This window comes from uncultured Amaricoccus sp., from assembly GCF_937858865.1.
Classification (GTDB): Bacteria; Pseudomonadota; Alphaproteobacteria; order Rhodobacterales; family Rhodobacteraceae; genus Amaricoccus.
In genome coordinates this window covers 14,224-31,610 of record NZ_CALLYO010000583.1, presented here as the reverse complement: position 1 = coordinate 31,610, position 17,387 = coordinate 14,224, and the positions used below count along the sequence as shown (strand labels likewise).

Below are 17,387 nucleotides of genomic sequence, written 5' to 3'. Positions count from 1 at the left end.
GAGATCACCTTCTCCTCCGAGCCTCCCCTGCCGCAGGACGAGGTGCTGGCGCGCGTCCTCTTCAACCGCGCCACCGCCGATCTCTCCGCCTTCCAGCTCGCGCAGCTCGCCGCCGCCGCGGCCGAGCTCGCCGGCGGCGGCGGAGGCCCCGGCATCATGAGCCAGATCCGCGGCGCCACCGGCCTCGACGACCTCGACATCATCACCGAGGACTCCGGCGCGACAGCGGTCCGGGCGGGCAAGTACCTGAGCGAGAACGTCTATCTGGACGTCCAGTCCGACACGCGCGGCGAGAGCCGTGCCGCCGTCAATCTCGAGGTGAACCGCAACGTCACCGCCCGCGCCTCGGTCGGCTCCGACGGGAACACGACCTTCGGCGTCTTCTTCGAGCGCGACTACTGACACTCGACCGGATCTGCCGTTTTCCCCGGTTGACTCCCCGCCGACCGTCGGTCCCTATACCTGACGCATTCAGTCGGAAAACACGGGAGATCCGCATGCAGCCCATCAGATCGACAATCGCCGCCGTGCTTGCCGCACTCGCCGCCGCGCCTGTCCTGGCCGCCGAGGTCAACGTCTACTCCTCGCGGCACTACGACACCGACGAGGCGCTCTACGACAATTTCACCGCCGCCACGGGCATCGCGGTGAACCGCATCGAGGGCTCGCCCGAGGAGCTGATCGCGCGCCTGAAGGCCGAGGGCGACAACAGCCCGGCCGACATCTTCCTGACCGTCGACGCCGGCCGCATCTGGCTCGCCGACCGCGACGGCCTGCTGCAGCCGGTCGAATCCGCGGTGCTCGAGGAGCGCATCCCCGCCCACCTGCGCCACCCCGACGGCAAGTGGTTCGGCCTCTCGCAGCGCGCCCGGGTGATCCTCTACGCCAAGGACCGGGTCGAGAACCCGCCGCAGACCTACGAGGCGCTGGCGGATCCGGCCTACAAGGGCAAGATCTGCATCCGCTCGTCGTCGAACGTCTACAACCTCTCGCTCATGTCGGCGATGATCGCCAACCACGGCGAGGAGGCGGCCAAGGCCTGGGCCGAGGGGCTGCTCGCCAACCTCGCGCGCGCCCCGGAGGGCGGCGACAGCGACCAGATCAAGGGCGTCGTCTCCGGCGCCTGCGACATCGCGGTGGCGAACACCTACTATTTCTTCCGCGGCGTCGGCAACGAGGAGGCGGGCATCATCGAGGGTGCGGAGAATATCGGGGTGATCTTCCCCAACCAGGAGACGACCGGCACGCACGTGAACGTCGCCGCCGCCGGGGTCGCCGCCAACGCGCCGAACCGCGACGCGGCGATCAGCTTCCTCGAGTATCTCGCGACGCCCGAGGCGCAGGCCTATTTCGCCAACCAGAACTACGAGTACCCGGCCGCGCCGGATGCCGAGGTGGCGGCGGTCCCCGCCTCCTTCGGCACCTTCACCAGCGACACGCTGAACCTCTCCGCCCTCGGCGAGAACCAGCCGAAGGCGCAGGCGATCTTCAACGAGATCGGCTTCCCCTGACCCGATCGGCGCCGGCCCGCCCCGCGGCGGGCCGGTGCCATCACGCCGGCGACGGCCGGGGCGCCGCTGCCCCGGCCGCTTTGCGTCCCTCGGCCGAGATCGCCCGGCAGAGCAGGACGACCGGCAGGAGCCCGATCCCGCCGATGACAAGGCTCGGCACCGCGGCGGCGGCGAGACGCTCGTCCGCGGCGAGCCGATAGGCCTGCACCGCCAGCGTGTCGAAGTTGAACGGCCGCATGATGAGCGTCGCGGGCAGCTCCTTCAGGCTGTCGACGAAGACGATCAGCAGCGCCGTCAGCAGGCTGCCGCGCAGCACCGGCAGATGCACCCGCCCGAGCAGCCCCATCGGTCCGCGGCCAAGCGTGCGGGCGACCGCGTCGATATGCGGGCTGACCGTGGCGAGACCCGCGTCGAAGGCGTTGAGCGCGACCGCCATGAAGCGGACCATGTAGGCCACGACGAGGAGCCCGATCGTCCCGGTGAAGAGAAGCCCGGTCGAGACGCCGAACCGCTCCCGCGCCCAGGCGTCGATGAGGTTGTCGAGCCCCGCGAAGGGCACGAGGAGCCCCACGGCGATCACTGCACCCGGCACCGCATAGCCGAGCCCCGCCCCGAGCAGGAGCAGACGCGAGCTCCGCCCTGGCCGCATCCGCGCGCGAAAGCCGATCAGGATGGCGCCGGCGACGGTCACCGCCGCCGCGCAGCCCGCGAGCAGGAGCGAGTGGCTGACGAAGCGCAGGTAGCGCGGATCGAGGACGCTCTGGCCCGAACCCGCCGCCATCCCGCCGAGGACGACCGCCGGCAGGATGAAGCCGACGAGGACGGGCAGCAGGCAGAGGAGGCTCGCCGCCGCCGCGCGCCAGCCCGCGAGCGGCTGCCGCGCCATCCCGCCCAGCCTGCCGCCGCCGCGCATGTAGGAGCGGGTCTGGCCGCGCTGGACCCGCTCGAGCGCGGCGAGAAGCAGCGCGAAGCCGAGCAGGCAGAGCGCGAGCTGCGCCGCCGCCGCCCGGTCCTGCATGGCGAACCACGACTGGTAGATGCCGGTCGAGAAGGTCCTGACGTTGAAGTGCGCGACCGTCCCGTAGTCGGCGATCGTCTCCATCACCGCGAGCAGCGTCCCCGCGGCGATCGCCGGGCGCGCGATCGGCAGGCTGACCCGGAAGAAGGCGCCCCACGGCCCCTGCCCGAGCGTCCGCGCCGCCAGATAGGCCGTCGCCGACTGCTGCGCGAAGGCCGTCCGCGCCAGCAGGTAGACGTAAGGATAGTAGACGCAGACGAGCATCGTCGCCGCACCGGGCAGCGAGCGGACGTTCGGGAACCAGTAGTCGCGCGGCCCCCAGCCCGTCACCGCCCTGAGCGTGCTCTGCACCAGGCCCGGATGCGACAGGAGGTCGGTATAGGCGTAGGCAAGGACATAGGCGGGAAAGGCGAGCGGCAGCACCAGGACGACCTCGAGGATCCGCACGCCCGGAAAGCGGTACATGGTGACGAGCCAGGCCGCCCCGGTGCCGACCGCCGCCGCGCCGGCCGCGACCAGCAGCACGAGAAGCAGCGTGTTGACGACATAGACCGGCAGCACCGTCGTCACGAGGCCGTTCCAGGTCGCGAGATCCCCGGCCAGCGCCGCCACCGCCGCCGCGGCGATCGGTGCGAGGCAGGCGGCGGCCACCAGCCACGCCAGCGCGTAAAGGAACCGCTCCGCCAAGCTCGTCTCTCCGCTTCTCGGGCTCGCCGGCGGCATAGCCGTCCGCGCCCCGGCGGACAACCGCTCGCGGGTCCGCGCAGCGATATTGCGCCGGCGGGGCACCGGAATCGACTTTGATTTCAGGCGCGTTCGCCGATGCTGCACCGCGGCGAATTTATCATGATGAACGGCCCGAGGCGCTTTGACCGCGCGCGGCGCGGCTGCTAGGACCGCCCTGTCGAATCAGCTTTCCGAGGTACCCCAGAAATGACTGCCAGCAATCTCACGCCGATCCCCGAGCTCTACGTTTCGGCCGACAGCGCGGCGAAGCTCAAGCTCGAGGCGGCGGACCTGCCGTCCTGGGACCTGACGCCTCGCCAGATCTGCGACCTCGAGCTGCTGATGAACGGCGGCTTCCACCCGCTCAAGGGCTTCCTCGGGCAGGAGGACTACGACGGCGTGGTCCGCGAGATGCGCCTCGCCGACGGCACCCTCTGGCCGATGCCGATCACCCTCGACGTGAGCGAGGCCTTCGCCGCGACGATCGAGCCCGGCCAGGACATCGCCCTGCGCGACCAGGAAGGCGTCATCCTCGCCATCATGTCGGTCACCGACCGCTGGACGCCGGACCGGCTGGCCGAGGCGCGCGGCGTCTTCGCCACCGAGGACACGGCGCATCCGACGGTGAACTTCCTCGTCAACCGCTCGGGGCCCGTCTACCTCGGCGGGCCGATCACCGGCATCCAGCAGCCGGTGCACTACGACTTCCGCTCGCGGCGCAACACGCCGAACGAGCTGCGCGCCTATTTCCGCAAGCTCGGCTGGCGGCGGATCGTCGCCTTCCAGACCCGCAACCCGCTGCACCGGGCGCACCAGGAGCTGACCTTCCGCGCCGCCCGCGAGGCTCAGGCGAACCTGCTCATTCACCCGGTCGTCGGCATGACCAAGCCCGGCGACATCGACCATTTCACCCGCGTGCGCTGCTACGAGGCGGTGCTCGACCAGTATCCGGCCTCGACGACCACGCTCTCGCTCCTCAACCTCGCCATGCGCATGGGCGGCCCGCGCGAGGCGGTCTGGCACGGCATCATCCGGCGCAACCACGGCTGCACCCACATGATCGTCGGGCGCGACCATGCCGGGCCGGGCAAGGATTCGAAGGGCAATCCCTTCTACGGCCCCTACGAGGCGCAGGAGCTCTTCGGCAAGCACCAGGACGAGATCGGCGTCGAGATGGTCGACTTCAAGCAGATGGTCTACGTCCAGGAGAAGGCGCAGTATGAGCCGCGCGACGAGGTCGAGGAAGGAATGACGATCCTCGACATCTCCGGCACCGAGCTGCGCCGGCGCCTGCAGGAGGGGCTCGAGGTCCCCGACTGGTTCTCCTTCCCCGCCGTCGTCGCCGAGCTCCGCAAGTCGAAGCCGGCGCGCGCCAGGCAGGGCTTCACCGTCTTCTTCACCGGCCTCTCCGGCTCGGGCAAATCGACGATCGCCAACGCGCTGATGACCAAGCTCATGGAGATGGGCGGGCGGCCGGTGACGCTGCTCGACGGCGACGTGGTGCGCAAGCACCTGTCGAGCGAGCTCGGATTCTCCAAGGAGCACAGGGACATCAACATCCGCCGCATCGGCTATGTCGCCTCGGAGATCACCAAGAACGGCGGCATCGCCCTCTGCGCGCCGATCGCGCCCTACGAGGCGACCCGCGGCGCGGTGCGCGAGATGGTCGAGGCCTACGGCGCCTTCGTCGAGGTGCACGTCGCGACCAGCCTCGAGGAGTGCGAGCGGCGCGACCGCAAGGGGCTCTACAAGCTGGCGCGCGAGGGGAAGATCAAGGAATTCACCGGCATCTCCGACCCCTACGAGGCGCCGAAGACGCCCGAGCTCGTGCTCGACACCGAGAACCTCGACGTCGACTACTGCGCCCAGCAGGTGATCCTGAAGCTAGAGAACATGGGGCTGATCCGGGCCTGACGGGCACTGCCGAAGGAAGAAATCCCCGCCGACGCCGGTCGGCGGGGATTTTCTTTTGGCACCGTGCGTCCGCGGGCTTCACCCGAGGATCGCCACCGGCCGCCGGTCCCCCGAGGCGAACCGCCGCAGGACGGCGGGATAGAGCCGGTGCTCCATGGGAAGGAGTCGCGCCGCGAGGCTCGCCGGCGTGTCGCCTGCCTCGACCGCGATCACTGCCTGCCCGAGGATCGGCCCCGAATCGAGCTCGGCCGTCACCTCGTGGACGGTGCAGCCATGCACCGCCATCCCGGCCGCCAGCGCCCGGGCATGGGTGTCGAGCCCGGGGAAGAGCGGCAGGATCGACGGATGGATGTTGAGCATCCGCCCTTCCCAGGCGGCGATGAACCGCGGCGTCAGCACCCGCATGAAGCCGGCGAGGCACAGGATCTCCGCCCCGCTCTCCGCCAGCGGCCGCGCCATCGCCGCCTCGAAGGCCGCCCTGTCGGCCCCGAACGCGCGGTGATCGACCGCCGCCACCGGCAGCCCGAGTTCCCGCGCCCGCACCAGCCCGCCGGCCTCCGGGCGGTTCGCGAGCACGAGGCAGACCTCGGCCGGATGATCGGCGGCCGCCATGTCCCGCGCCAGCGCCAGCATGTTCGAGCCGCCCCCGGAGATGAGGATGGCGACCCGCCTGCGCCTCACAGCGCCCCCGAATAGCGCACGCCGGCCCCCGGCACCACCTGCCCGATGGCGATCGGCGCCTCGCCCGCCTGCTCGAGCAGGCCGGCGAGCGCCTCCGCCCGGTCCGGCGCCACCACGGCGACCATGCCGATGCCGCAGTTGAAGGTCTTCAGCATCTCCGCCTCGGTCACCCCGCCCGCGTCGCGCAGCCAGGCGAAGACCGGCGGCAGCGGCCAGGCGTCGAGGTCGATCGCCGCCCCCAGCCCCGCCGGCAGCACCCGCGGCAGATTCTCGGTCAGCCCGCCGCCGGTCACATGCGCGAGACCCCGCACGCCCCCGGCCCGGATCGCCGCCAGCGCCGGCCGCACGTAGATGCGCGTCGGCGTGAGCAACGCCGCGCCGAGGCTTCCCTCGCCGAAGGGCGAGGCCGCCTCCCACCCGAGTCCGCTTGCCGCCACGATGCGCCGCACCAGGCTGAAGCCGTTGGAATGCACGCCGCTCGAGGCGAGCCCGATGAGCACATCGCCCGCCGCCACCGCCTGCGGCAGCGCGCTCCCCCGCTCCATCGCCCCGACGGCGAACCCGGCGAGATCGAAGTCGCCGCCCGCGTACATCCCCGGCATCTCCGCCGTCTCGCCGCCGACCAGCGCCGCTCCGGCCTCGGCGCAGCCCGCCGCGATCCCCTCGATCACCGCCGCGGCCGCCTCGACGTCGAGCCGGCCGGTCGCGAAATAGTCGAGGAAGAGGAGCGGCTCGGCCCCCTCGCACACGAGGTCGTTCACGCACATCGCGACGAGGTCGATCCCGACGCTGCCGAGCCGCCCGGTCTCGATCGCGAGCCTCAGCTTCGTCCCCACCCCGTCGGTCGCCGCCACGAGCACCGGATCGGCGTATCCGGCGGCCCTGAGGTCGAAGAGCGCGCCGAAGCCGCCCAGGCCCGCCATCACTCCCGGCCGCGCCGTGGCCGCCGCCGCCGGCTTGATCCGCTCCACCAGCGCGTTGCCGGCGTCGATGTCGACGCCGGCATCGGCATAGGTCAGCCCGTTCCGGCGATCGGTCACGACACGTCTCCGCTGCGCACTCCCGCGCCGCCCCTCTAGCGCATGCGCACGGCCAAGGGAACACGCGCTTGACGCTCGCGACCCGGCCAAGCTAGCAGGGGCCGGGGGCCCGTAGCTCAACGGTCAGAGCAGAGCGCTCATAACGCTTGGGTTGCAGGTTCGAATCCTGCCGGGCCTACCAGGGGCGCGCCGCGGCGGGTGGCCCCTGCCAATGCCGAAGGGGCCCGGCGCGCGCCGGGCCCCTTCGCGGTTCGTGCGGGCTCAGTGGCCGCCGTCGGCCATGGCCGCGGCGCGGAGATCCTCCTCGCTGCCGCCGGCACCGTTGAAGATCATGTTGAGCGCCACCGAGCTGATCGCGGCGAGCAGGATGCCGGAGTCGATCAGCGGCTCGATGGCGTGCGGCAGCCACATCTCGAAGTCCGGCGCCACCAGCGGGATCATGCTCAGGCCGAGCGAGATCGCAACGATGAACAGGTTGTTGCGGCTCGTCTTGAAGTCCACCGCCGCGAGGATGCGGATGCCGGTGGCGGCGACCATGCCGAACATCACGACGCCCGCGCCGCCCAGCACCACCGTCGGCAGCGCCTCGACCAGCGCGCCCATCTTGGGGATGAGGCCGAGCACGATCATGATGGCGCCGCCGGCGACGCAGACGAAGCGCGAGCGCACCCCGGTCACGCCGACGAGGCCGACGTTCTGCGAGAAGGAGGTGTAGGGGAAGGTGTTGAACATGCCGCCGAGGATGGTGCCGAGGCCGTCCATGCGCAGCCCGGCGGAGAGCTCGGTCGGGGTGATCTTCTTGCCGGTCATGTCGCTCAGCGCCAGGAACATGCCGGTCGACTCGATCATGACGACGATCATGACGAGGGTCATGGTGATGATCGGGACGACGTGGAAGACCGGCGTGCCGAAGTGGAAGGGGGTGATCGGCGCAAACCAGGCCGCCTCGCCCACCTTGTGGAAGTCCATCATGCCGAGCGCCGCGGCGATGATGCCGCCGACGATGATGCCGACGAGCACGGCGATGTTCGACATGAACCCGCGGCCGAAGCGGGCGATGCCGACGACGACGCCGAGCACGACGAGCGACAGGACGATGTTGGAGATCGAGGCATAGGCCGGGTTGTTGACGGTCGGCGCGAGCTTCAGCCCCTCGGGGATCGGCGGCACCGCCGTGCCGAGGCCGCGCAGCGAATCGAGCCAGGCGGTATGCTCGGGGTTGACGAGCCGCGGCGCGGTCGGGCCGACCGGGTTGCCGAAGATCCAGTTGATGCCCACGCGCATCAGCGAGACGCCGATGACGAGGATGATCGTCCCGGTGACCACCGGCGGGAAGAACCGCAGCAGCCGGCTCATCAGCGGCGCGAGCAGGATGGCGATGGCGCCGGCGCCGATGATCGCGCCGAAGATGATGCGCGCGCCGTCCGGGCCGGGGTTGGCGACCGCCATGGAGACCATCGGGCCGACCGAGGCGAAGGTGACGCCCATCATCACCGGCAGCTTGATGCCGAAATACCGGCCCATGCCGAAGGACTGCATGATGGAGACGATGCCGCAGACGAAGAGGTCGGCGGAGATCAGGAAGGCGACGTCCCTCGGCTCGAGCGCGAGGGCGCGGCCGATGATGAGCGGGACGGCGATGGCGCCGGCATACATGACGAGCACGTGCTGCAGGCCGAGGGTGAAGAGCTTCGGTGCTGGCAGCACCTCGTCGACGGGATGCGTGGCTATTGCCATCCGGCGTTTCTCCTGATTTGGGTGAATCCGGTCCTGTCGTTGCGGGTGCCCAGGCGCGAGGCGCTGTTCCCGATCCGGTCCGTGCGGCGATGGTCAGTTTTCTGCGGCATTCTGTCCAGATGGCCCGCCGCGAAAGCACCTTCGGGATATGCCTGAAAGTCCGCCCGCCGCGCGACGGCGGGCTTCCCTCGCAGGCGGAGTGCGCTAGCCTCGGGCGCGGATGCCGCGATCATGCCGGGGGGTTTCCTTGATCGACAAGCTCGAGATGTTCATCGCCCTCGCCCGCGAGGAGCATTTCGGCCGGGCGGCCGAGAGCCTCGGCATCACCCAGCCGACCCTGTCGGCCGGGATCAAGCAGCTCGAGGGACAGCTCGGGGTGATGCTGGTCTGGCGCAGCTCGCGCTTCGGCGGCCTGACGCCCGAGGGGCAGCGGGTGCTGCACTGGGCGCGGCGCATCGTCGGCGACACCCGGACGCTCAGGGAGGAGATGCGGGCGGCGCGGCACGGGCTCTCGGGCGACCTGCGCCTCGCCATCATCCCGACGGCGCTGACGGTGGCGGCCGGGCTGACCGTGCGCTTCAGCCGCGCGCATCCCAACGTGCGCTTCACCATCCGCTCGCAGACCTCGATCGAGATCCTCGCCATGATCGAGAACCTGCAGGTCGACGCCGGCATCTCCTATCTCGACAACGAGCCGCTCGGGCAGGTGACAGCCGTGCCGCTCTACCGCGAGACCTATCGCTGGGTCTGCCGCGAGGACCATCCGCTCGCCGACCGGGCCGAGATCGCCTGGGAGGATCTCGCCGGCCTGCCGCTCTGCCTGCTCACCCCCGACATGCAGAACCGGCGCATCGTCAACCAGAACCTCTACGAGGCCGGCATCGCCGCCGATGCCGCCATCCAGTCGAACTCGACCGTCGTGATCATGGCGCATGTCGAGGCCGGCGACTGGGGGACGATCCTGCCGCGCCAGCTCGCCGAGTTCCTCGCCGTCGGCCGGCCGCTCCGGGTGATCCCGATGCGCGCGATCCGCCCGCCGCACTCGGTCGGCCTGATCGCCCCCTACCGCGAGCCGCACACGCCGATCCTCGAGGCGCTGGTGCAGATGAGCCGGTCGATCTCGGACGTGGGCGAGGCGGGGTTCGGCTGAGGGTCAAGAATGGTCGATTGCCCATGAAATCGGCGGCACGGCGGGCTATTATAGAAGGTAATGGAGTCCAAGGGTTCCCACCGCGCCGATAAGAGATCCCTATCGATCCACGAAACGTCGATATTGAGATCTGCATGGATGCGGGCCAGATGGGACGGAAGGACCGAGCCACCGGGAGGGGTCGTCATGCGACCGAGTCAGGCAGCGCCAACGACCGAACATATCGCCGCCATCATCGAGGAGCATCTCGGGCGCGAGGGGCCGTTGCTGCCGATGCTGCACGCGCTGCAGGAGGCCTTCGGCCATGTGCCGCAGCAGGCAGTGCCGATGATCGCCGAGGCGCTGAACCAGACGCGCGCCGAGGTGCACGGCGTCGTCTCCTTCTACCACGACTTCCGCGCCGAGCCGGGCGGCCGCCACGTGCTGCGCCTCTGCCGCGCCGAGGCCTGCCAGGCGATGGGCGGCGAGGCGGCGGCCGCCGAGACGCTTGCCCGCCTCGGGGTCGACTGGCACGGCACCACAGCCGACGGGCGGCTGACGGTCGAGCCGGTCTACTGCCTCGGGCTCTGCGCCTGCGGCCCCTCGGCGATGCTCGACGACGTGCCGCTCGGCCGCGCCTCGCCCGAGCGCGTCGCCGCGCTCCTCGAGGAGGCGGGCGCATGAGGATCTACGTCCCCCGCGACGCCGCCGCCCGCGCCCTCGGCGCCGATGCCGTGGCGCGCGCCGTCGCCGCCGAGGCCGAGCGCCGCGGCCTCGCCGTCGAACTGGTTCGCAACGGCACCCGCGGCATGATCTGGCTCGAGCCCCTCCTCGAGGTCGAGACGGCGGCCGGGCGCACCGCCTTCGGGCCCGTCTCCGCGGCGGACGTGCCGGGCCTTTTCGATGCCGGCTTCGGCGCACATCCGCTGGCGCTCGGGCCGGTCGAGGCAATCCCCTTCTTCGCCCGCCAGACCCGGCTCACCTTCGCCCGCTGCGGCCTCACCGACCCGCTCTCGCTCGCCGAGTACGAGGCGAACGGCGGCCTCGCCGGCCTGCGCCGGGCGCTCGGGATGGACGGCCGCGCCATCGTCGACGAGGTGACCGGGAGCGGCCTTCGCGGCCGCGGCGGCGCCGGCTTCCCGACCGGCATCAAGTGGGCCACGGTCCTCGACGCGAAGGCCGATCGCAAGTACGTGGTCTGCAACGCCGACGAGGGCGACAGCGGCACCTTCGCCGACCGGATGATCATGGAGGGCGACCCCTTCGTGCTGATCGAGGGCATGGTGATCGCCGGCATCGCCGTCGGCGCCGACATGGGCTATCTCTACGTCCGCTCGGAATATCCCGACGCCATCGCGGCAATGCAGGCCGCGATCGCCATCGCGCGCGACGCCGGCCTCCTCGGCCGCTCGGTGCTCGGCTCGGACCGGGCCTTCGACATGGAGGTGCGCGTCGGCGCCGGCGCCTACGTCTGCGGCGAGGAGACGAGCCTGCTCAACTCGCTCGAGGGCAAGCGCGGCGTTGTCCGCGCCAAGCCGCCGCTGCCGGCGATCGCCGGCCTCTTCGGCAAGCCGACCATCATCAACAACGTGATCTCCCTCGCCTCGGTCCCGGTGATCCTCGAGAAGGGCGCGGCCTTCTACAAGGACTTCGGCCTCGGGCGCTCGCGCGGCACCATCCCGCTGCAGATCGCCGGCAACGTCAGGTACGGCGGCCTTTTCGAGACCGCCTTCGGCATGACGCTCGGCGAGATCGTCGAGGAGATCGGCGGCGGCACCGCCTCCGGCCGGCCGGTGAAGGCGGTGCAGGTCGGCGGCCCGCTCGGCGCCTACATGCCGGTCGGCAAGTTCGACACCCCCTTCGGCTACGAGGAGTTCGACGGCCAGGGCGGGCTGATCGGCCACGCCGGCATCGTCGTCTTCGACGACACGGTCGACATGATGAAGATGGCCCGCTTCGCCATGGAGTTCTGCGCCGTCGAGAGCTGCGGCAAGTGCACCCCCTGCCGCATCGGCTCGGTCCGGGGAGTCGAGACCATCGACCGCATCGCCCGCGGCGACGCGGCGGGGGTCGAGATCCTGACCGACCTCTGTGATACCATGAAGGACGGCTCGCTCTGCGCCCTCGGGGGCTTCACCCCCTTCCCGGTGATGTCGGCGCTCCGGCACTTCCCCGAGGATTTCAGCGCCAGCCACAAGGAGGCTGCCGAATGAAGGACTTCGTCATTCCCTGGGACGCCGACCGCGACCTCGGCACGCCCCCCTCCCGCTCCGAGGAGATGGTCTCGCTGACGATCGACGGCTTCGCGGTCGAGGTGCCGGAGGGCACCAGCGTGATGCGCGCGGCGGCGCTCGCCGGCATCCCGGTGCCGAAGCTCTGCGCCACCGACAGCATGGAGGCCTTCGGCTCCTGCCGGCTCTGCGTCGTCGAGATCGAGGGCCGCCGCGGCCTGCCCGCCTCCTGCACGACGCCTGTCGCCGCGGGGATGGTGGTGCACACCCAGAGCGAGAAGGTCCGCCGCCTGCGCAAGGGCGTGATGGAGCTCTACCTCTCCGACTATCCGCGCGACTTCCTGACCTCGACCGCGAACGGCGGCACCGAGCTGCAGGAGATGGCCGGCGTCGTCGGCCTGCGCGAGATCCGCTACGAGCCGGGCGACAACCACGCCGCGCCGCAGCGCAACGGCGAGGCGAACCCGCGCTACCTGCCGCAGGACGACAGCAACCCCTATTTCAGCTTCGACCCGGCCAAGTGCATCGTCTGCTCGCGCTGCGTGCGCGCCTGCGACGAGGTGCAGGGCACCTTCGCGCTGACGATAGAGGGCCGCGGCTTCGACAGCGTCGTCTCGGCCGGCATGGCGGGCGACAACTTCCTCTCCTCGGACTGCGTGAGCTGCGGCGCCTGCGTGCAGGCCTGCCCGACCGCGGCGCTGCAGGAGAAGTCGATCGCCGAGCTCGGCATGCCGACCCGCTCGATCATCACCACCTGCGCCTACTGCGGCGTCGGCTGCTCGTTCAAGGCCGAGCTGAACGGCGACCAGCTGGTGCGGATGATGCCCTACCGGCACGGCAAGGCGAACCACGGGCATTCCTGCGTCAAGGGCCGCTTCGCCTACGGCTACGCCAGCCACAAGGACCGCATCCTGAAGCCGATGATCCGCGACTCGATCGACGAGCCGTGGACCGAGGTGAGCTGGGAGGAGGCGATCACCTACGCCGCCACCCGCCTCAAGGCGCTGCAGCAGACCTACGGGCGCAAGTCGATCGGCGTCCTGACCTCGAGCCGCTGCACCAACGAGGAAACCTACCTGGTGCAGAAGCTCGCCCGCGCCGTCTTCCTCAACAACAACACCGACACCTGCGCGCGCGTCTGCCACTCGCCGACCGGCTACGGGCTCGGCCAGACCTTCGGCACCTCGGCCGGCACCCAGGACTTCGATTCGGTCGAGCAGGCCGATGTCATGGTCGTCATCGGCGCCAATCCGACCGACGGCCACCCGGTCTTCGCCAGCCGGATGAAGAAGCGGCTGCGCGAGGGGGCGAAGCTCATCGTCCTCGACCCGCGGCGCATCGACCTCGTCCGCTCGCCGCACGTCGAGGCGGCGCACCACCTCGCATTGCGGCCCGGCACCAACGTTGCGGCCATCTCGGCCATGGCGCACGTCATCGTCACCGAGGGCCTGATCGACGAGGCCTTCATCCGCGAGCGCTGCGACTGGGACGAGTTCCGCGACTATGCCGAGTTCATCTCCGACCCGCGCCACAGCCCGGAGGCGACGGCGCCGCTGACCAGCATCGACCCGGCCGAGCTGCGCGCCGCCGCCCGGCTCTACGCCACCGGCGGCAATGCGGCGATCTACTACGGGCTCGGCGTCACCGAGCACAGCCAGGGCTCGACGGCGGTGATGGCGATCGCGAACCTCGCCATGATGACCGGCAACATCGGGCGCCCGGGCGTCGGCGTGAACCCGCTGCGCGGCCAGAACAACGTGCAGGGATCCTGCGACATGGGCTCCTTCCCGCACGAGCTGCCCGGCTACCGCCACATCAAGCATGCCGACGTGCGGGCGACCTACGAGGATATCTGGGGCGTCACGCTCGACACCGAGCCGGGCCTGCGGGTCAACAACATGCTCGACGCCGCGGTCGCCGGCACCTTCAAGGGGCTCTACTGCCAGGGCGAGGACATCCTGCAGTCCGATCCCGACACCCGCCACGTCGCCGCCGGGCTGGCGGCGATGGAATGCGTGATCGTGCACGACCTCTTCCTGAACGAGACGGCGAACTACGCGCACGTCTTCCTGCCCGGCTCGAGCTTCCTCGAGAAGGACGGCACCTTCACCAACTCGGAGCGGCGCATCAACCGCGTGCGTACGGTGATCGCGCCGCGGGCGGGATATGCCGACTGGGAGGTGACCCAGCTCCTCGCCAACGCCATGGGGGGGGACTGGACCTATACCCATCCCTCGCAGATCATGGACGAGATCGCCGCGACGACGCCGACCTTCGCCGGGGTGACCTTCGACCTCATCGACGAGAAGGGATCGGTGCAGTGGCCGTGCAACGAGGCGCGCCCGGAGGGCACGCCGGTGATGCACGTCGACACCTTCGTGCGCGGCAAGGGCAAGTTCATCGTCACCGAATATGTCGCGACCGACGAGCGGACCGGCCCGCGCTTCCCGCTGCTGCTGACCACCGGGCGCATCCTCAGCCAGTACAACGTCGGCGCGCAGACCCGGCGCACGGCGAACGTCGTCTGGCACGACGAGGACCTGCTCGAGATCCATCCGCACGACGCCGAGCAGCGCGGCATCAAGGAAGGCGACTGGGTCAAGCTCGCCTCCCGCTCCGGCGAGACCTCGCTGCGGGCGCAGGTCACCGACCGGGTGATGCCGGGGGTGGTCTATACCACCTTCCACCACCCCGACACCCAGGCCAACGTCGTCACCACCGACTTCTCCGACTGGGCGACCAACTGCCCGGAGTACAAGGTGACGGCGGTGCAGGTGTCGCTCTCGAACGGCCGCACCGAGTGGCAGGAGGAATATGCCGCGCGCGCCGAGCAGTCGCGGCGCATCCTGCCGGCCGCCGAGTAGCCGATGCGGCCGAGCGTCCGCGTCCCCGGCCTCTCGGTCCGCGCCGGCGTGGCCCGCGCGGTCGTGCCGGCGCTGCCGGAGGAGACGGCGGTCGCCATGGTCTACGACGGCACGACGCAGGCGGTGCTCATGGCCACGCCCTGCGATCTCGAGGTCTTCGGCCTCGGCTTCAGCCTGACCGAGCGCATCGTCGCGCAGCCGGAGGAGATCGAGAACCTCGAGGTCGTCGAGCAGCCCGAGGGCATCGAGATCCGCATGTGGCTGGCCAGCGGCCGCGCCGAGGCGCTGGCAGCGCGGCGGCGCTACCTGCTCGGGCCGGTCGGCTGCGGGCTCTGCGGCATCGACAGCCTCGCCGAGGCGGTCCGCCCGCTGCCCGAGGTGAGCGCCGATCTCCGGCTCCGCGCCCGCGACGTCGAGGCGGCGGTGGCTGCGCTCGGTGCGGCGCAGCCGCTTCATCGCGAGACGCACGCGGTCCATGCCGCCGCCTTCTGGCGCCCGGGCGAGGGCATCGTCGCGGCCTACGAGGACGTCGGGCGGCACAATGCGCTCGACAAGCTCGTCGGCGCCCTGGCGCAGCGCGGCGAGGACGCGAGTACCGGCGCGGCCGTGCTGACGAGCCGCGTCTCGGTCGACATGGTGCAGAAGGCCGCCGTGGCCGGGTTCCCCGTCGTCGTCGGCGTCTCGGCGCCCACCGCCCACGCCGTGCGCCTCGCCGAGGCGGCCGGCCTCACCCTTGTCGCCTTGGCGCGCGAGACGACCTTCGCGGTCTTCTCCCATCCGCGCCGCATCGAGACGGAGAACCGCAATGTCGCATGACCGGCTGGTCACCATGGCGAACCAGATCGGCACCTTCTTCGCGACCCAGCGGCGCGAGGACCAGGCCGGCCGCGTGGCGGGCCATCTCCAGGACTACTGGACCCCCGAGATGCGCGAGGAACTGTTCCGCCTGGTCGATTCCGGCGCCGAGGGCCTGCATCCCCTGGTCATCGAGGCGAGCGCCCGCCTCCGCCCCAAGGCCGACGCCTGAGCGATCACTCCTGCGGCGCGGCCTCCGCCACCGGCTTCTCGCCCTTGCCGAAATCGTCGAAGATCGGCACCCCCGCGTCGCGCAGGATGGCGTCGATCTCGTCCTGGTTGCGGCGGATCAGGCTGTTGAGCTCGCGCTTCCACTCGTCCTCGCCGGCCCGCACCCCCATGGTGATGCGGAAGACGAGCCGCGGCGTCCCCGGCTCCTTGAGCAGCGGCGTCGCGATCAGGCCGGGATGCCCCTGCTTCACCAGCGGCCCGCCGATCGGCCCCCAGAGCAGCGCCGCATCGATCTTGCCCGCCTCGAGATCGGCCAGCATCTGCCCGGCCGGATCCTCGACCCGCCGGTCGGTCATCAGGGCATAAGGCTCGGCATCCTTCATCATCCCGAGGCGCGCGACGTGCGTCGACGGCGGCGCGCCGGCCACCACGCCGATCCGCCGGCCCTGCAAGCGGGGGTCGCGCAGCGTGTCGACGTCGGCGAGATCGCTGTCCTTCCGCACCACGATCACATGCGTCGAGGTGTAGTAATGGTTGGTGTTGAGCACGAGCTCGTCGCCCTGGGCATAGCCCATCACCACGTCGCACTTGCCGGCCTGCAGCGTGTTCCGCACGAAGCCGGTCACCTGCGGGAACCAGGTATATTGCACCGGCACGCCGAGCTTGCCGGCGAGGAGCTCGGCGATCCGGTTCTCGAAGCCCGAGCCGTCCTCGGCCGAGAGCGGCCGGTTGGCCGGATCGGCGCAGACCCGGAAGGCGCTGTGGTCGACGAGGTCGGCGACCTGCGCCGCGACCGGGCCGGCCAGGGCGACGGCCGCCGCCATCGCTATGCCGAGCGCGCGCATCCCTAGGACTCCATGCAGGCCTTCTCCGCCTCGGCATAGGCCTCGGACTTGTCGGCCCGCTTGGCCGGCCGGCCGCGCGGGACGGCGTCCACGCCGCGCGCCCGGAGGTAGGTCCAGATGTCGTCGAGGTAGCACATGACGTTGGGATTGGTGCCGAAGGCGGGCATCACCTGGTTGTCGGCGGCGTTGACCACCTGCCGGCCGCTGGCGACCACCTCGATGAACTCGTAGTAGTCGAGCCGCATCGCCGAGGCCTTCAGCGCCGGCGCATAGGTCGACCCCTCGCCATCCGGCCCGTGGCAGACGTGGCATTCCGAATGGTAGCGGCGATAGCCGGAGAAGGTCGGCCAGTCGACCGTCCCGTCCGCCTCGATCTTGAACGTCGGGACCCCGTCCGAGTTGAACCACCGCACGCCGTCGTCCTCGACGGCCTCGGTATTGGCACCCGAGCTGTCCTGCGCAAACGCCGCACCGGCGACGAGCATGGCGAACGCCAGAAGCGGCGCGGCTGATCTCATCCCTTCCTCCCAAGAAGCCTGTCCCCGGAACGCTAGACCGACGCCCCGGGCAGGGAAATCAAACTTTAGTCTGGCCCGGGCGCTGGCCCCGTCCGACGCGAACGCCGCCCCGGAAGGTCCGGGGCGGCGCGTGTTTCAGTCCTGTCT

The 17,387-nt window shown here is 70.6% G+C and carries 15 protein-coding genes and 1 tRNA gene; 10 read left to right on the top strand and 6 right to left on the bottom strand.

Annotated elements, in window-relative coordinates; all coding sequences use genetic code 11:
- Positions 1-402: translocation/assembly module TamB domain-containing protein (locus Q0112_RS17370; RefSeq protein ID WP_297977266.1), on the top strand; the 402-nt coding region annotated here is incomplete at its 5' end.
- A 95-nt stretch (positions 403-497) separates the two neighbouring features.
- Positions 498-1,511 carry an extracellular solute-binding protein gene (locus Q0112_RS17365; RefSeq protein ID WP_297977265.1) on the top strand — a complete coding sequence of 338 codons (1,014 nt, stop codon included), beginning with the start codon at positions 498-500 and terminating at the stop codon, positions 1,509-1,511.
- 40 nt (positions 1,512-1,551) lie between these two features.
- Here the strand turns inward: Q0112_RS17365 and Q0112_RS17360 are convergent, their stop codons facing one another.
- Positions 1,552-3,252 carry an iron ABC transporter permease gene (locus tag Q0112_RS17360; RefSeq protein ID WP_297977264.1) on the bottom strand — a complete coding sequence of 567 codons (1,701 nt, stop codon included), beginning with the start codon at positions 3,250-3,252 and terminating at the stop codon, positions 1,552-1,554.
- Between the two features lie 210 nt (positions 3,253-3,462).
- Between Q0112_RS17360 and Q0112_RS17355 the strand changes: the two genes are divergently transcribed.
- The gene (locus Q0112_RS17355) at positions 3,463-5,169 is read left to right on the top strand and encodes a bifunctional sulfate adenylyltransferase/adenylylsulfate kinase (RefSeq protein WP_297977263.1); all 1,707 of its coding nucleotides are present in this window, start codon (positions 3,463-3,465) and stop codon (positions 5,167-5,169) included.
- A gap of 78 nt (positions 5,170-5,247) precedes the next feature.
- Here Q0112_RS17355 and purN read toward each other — a convergent pair whose 3' ends face one another.
- Positions 5,248-5,850: a phosphoribosylglycinamide formyltransferase gene (purN, locus tag Q0112_RS17350; protein WP_297977262.1), complete on the bottom strand. Its 603-nt coding sequence runs from the start codon at positions 5,848-5,850 to the stop codon at positions 5,248-5,250.
- On the bottom strand, positions 5,847-6,890 hold the full coding sequence (gene purM, locus Q0112_RS17345; protein ID WP_297977261.1) for a phosphoribosylformylglycinamidine cyclo-ligase: 1,044 nt from the start codon (positions 6,888-6,890) through the stop codon (positions 5,847-5,849). Before purM ends, purN begins: the two co-directional genes overlap by 4 nt.
- Before the next feature lie 105 nt (positions 6,891-6,995).
- Here purM and Q0112_RS17340 point away from each other — a divergent pair.
- Positions 6,996-7,071 (top strand) — tRNA-Ile (locus Q0112_RS17340).
- A gap of 80 nt (positions 7,072-7,151) precedes the next feature.
- Here the strand turns inward: Q0112_RS17340 and Q0112_RS17335 are convergent.
- Positions 7,152-8,627: a nucleobase:cation symporter-2 family protein gene (locus tag Q0112_RS17335; RefSeq protein ID WP_297977260.1), complete on the bottom strand. Its 1,476-nt coding sequence runs from the start codon at positions 8,625-8,627 to the stop codon at positions 7,152-7,154.
- Between the two features lie 247 nt (positions 8,628-8,874).
- Here Q0112_RS17335 and Q0112_RS17330 point away from each other — a divergent pair, with 247 nt between their 5' ends.
- The 6 genes from Q0112_RS17330 (at position 8,875) to Q0112_RS17305 (ending at position 15,878) form a co-directional block, all read left to right on the top strand.
- Positions 8,875-9,777, top strand: a complete 903-nt coding sequence (locus Q0112_RS17330) for a LysR family transcriptional regulator (protein WP_297977259.1) — start codon at positions 8,875-8,877, stop codon at positions 9,775-9,777.
- Between the two features lie 186 nt (positions 9,778-9,963).
- Positions 9,964-10,440, top strand: coding sequence for a formate dehydrogenase subunit gamma (locus Q0112_RS17325; protein ID WP_297977258.1), 477 nt, complete (start codon positions 9,964-9,966; stop codon positions 10,438-10,440).
- Complete coding sequence (locus Q0112_RS17320; RefSeq protein ID WP_297977257.1) at positions 10,437-11,969, top strand: NADH-ubiquinone oxidoreductase-F iron-sulfur binding region domain-containing protein; 1,533 nt, start codon at positions 10,437-10,439, stop codon at positions 11,967-11,969. The genes Q0112_RS17325 and Q0112_RS17320 overlap by 4 nt, the downstream gene beginning before the upstream one ends.
- Positions 11,966-14,851: a formate dehydrogenase subunit alpha gene (gene fdhF, locus Q0112_RS17315; RefSeq protein WP_297977256.1), complete on the top strand. Its 2,886-nt coding sequence runs from the start codon at positions 11,966-11,968 to the stop codon at positions 14,849-14,851. Before Q0112_RS17320 ends, fdhF begins: the two co-directional genes overlap by 4 nt.
- A 3-nt stretch (positions 14,852-14,854) precedes the next feature.
- A complete protein-coding gene (fdhD, locus tag Q0112_RS17310; RefSeq protein ID WP_297977255.1) occupies positions 14,855-15,667 on the top strand; it encodes a formate dehydrogenase accessory sulfurtransferase FdhD in 813 nt (270 codons plus the stop codon).
- Positions 15,657-15,878 (top strand): formate dehydrogenase subunit delta, encoded by a 222-nt coding sequence (locus Q0112_RS17305; protein WP_297977254.1) that lies wholly within the window; start codon positions 15,657-15,659, stop codon positions 15,876-15,878. Before fdhD ends, Q0112_RS17305 begins: the two co-directional genes overlap by 11 nt.
- Positions 15,879-15,882: 4 nt before the next feature.
- Here Q0112_RS17305 and Q0112_RS17300 read toward each other — a convergent pair whose 3' ends face one another.
- Positions 15,883-16,722 carry a substrate-binding domain-containing protein gene (locus Q0112_RS17300; RefSeq protein ID WP_297977252.1) on the bottom strand — a complete coding sequence of 280 codons (840 nt, stop codon included), beginning with the start codon at positions 16,720-16,722 and terminating at the stop codon, positions 15,883-15,885.
- Positions 16,723-16,724: 2 nt separating this feature from the next.
- Positions 16,725-17,240, bottom strand: coding sequence for a c-type cytochrome, methanol metabolism-related (locus tag Q0112_RS17295; protein WP_297977251.1), 516 nt, complete (start codon positions 17,238-17,240; stop codon positions 16,725-16,727).
- Positions 17,241-17,387 lie beyond the last annotated feature (147 nt).

Bases quoted from the DNA above. Each gene is read 5' to 3' on its own strand.
- Q0112_RS17365 (WP_297977265.1), top strand. From the start codon at position 498: ATGCAGCCCATCAGATCGACAATCGCCGCCGTGCTTGCCGCACTCGCC.
- Q0112_RS17360 (WP_297977264.1), bottom strand. From the start codon at position 3,252: ATGCCGCCGGCGAGCCCGAGAAGCGGAGAGACGAGCTTGGCGGAGCGG.
- Q0112_RS17355 (WP_297977263.1), top strand. From the start codon at position 3,463: ATGACTGCCAGCAATCTCACGCCGATCCCCGAGCTCTACGTTTCGGCC.
- Q0112_RS17335 (WP_297977260.1), bottom strand. From the start codon at position 8,627: ATGGCAATAGCCACGCATCCCGTCGACGAGGTGCTGCCAGCACCGAAG.
- Q0112_RS17325 (WP_297977258.1), top strand. From the start codon at position 9,964: ATGCGACCGAGTCAGGCAGCGCCAACGACCGAACATATCGCCGCCATC.
- Q0112_RS17320 (WP_297977257.1), top strand. From the start codon at position 10,437: ATGAGGATCTACGTCCCCCGCGACGCCGCCGCCCGCGCCCTCGGCGCC.
- fdhF (WP_297977256.1), top strand. From the start codon at position 11,966: ATGAAGGACTTCGTCATTCCCTGGGACGCCGACCGCGACCTCGGCACG.
- fdhD (WP_297977255.1), top strand. From the start codon at position 14,855: ATGCGGCCGAGCGTCCGCGTCCCCGGCCTCTCGGTCCGCGCCGGCGTG.
- Q0112_RS17305 (WP_297977254.1), top strand. From the start codon at position 15,657: ATGTCGCATGACCGGCTGGTCACCATGGCGAACCAGATCGGCACCTTC.
- Q0112_RS17300 (WP_297977252.1), bottom strand. From the start codon at position 16,722: ATGCGCGCGCTCGGCATAGCGATGGCGGCGGCCGTCGCCCTGGCCGGC.
- Q0112_RS17295 (WP_297977251.1), bottom strand. From the start codon at position 17,240: ATGAGATCAGCCGCGCCGCTTCTGGCGTTCGCCATGCTCGTCGCCGGT.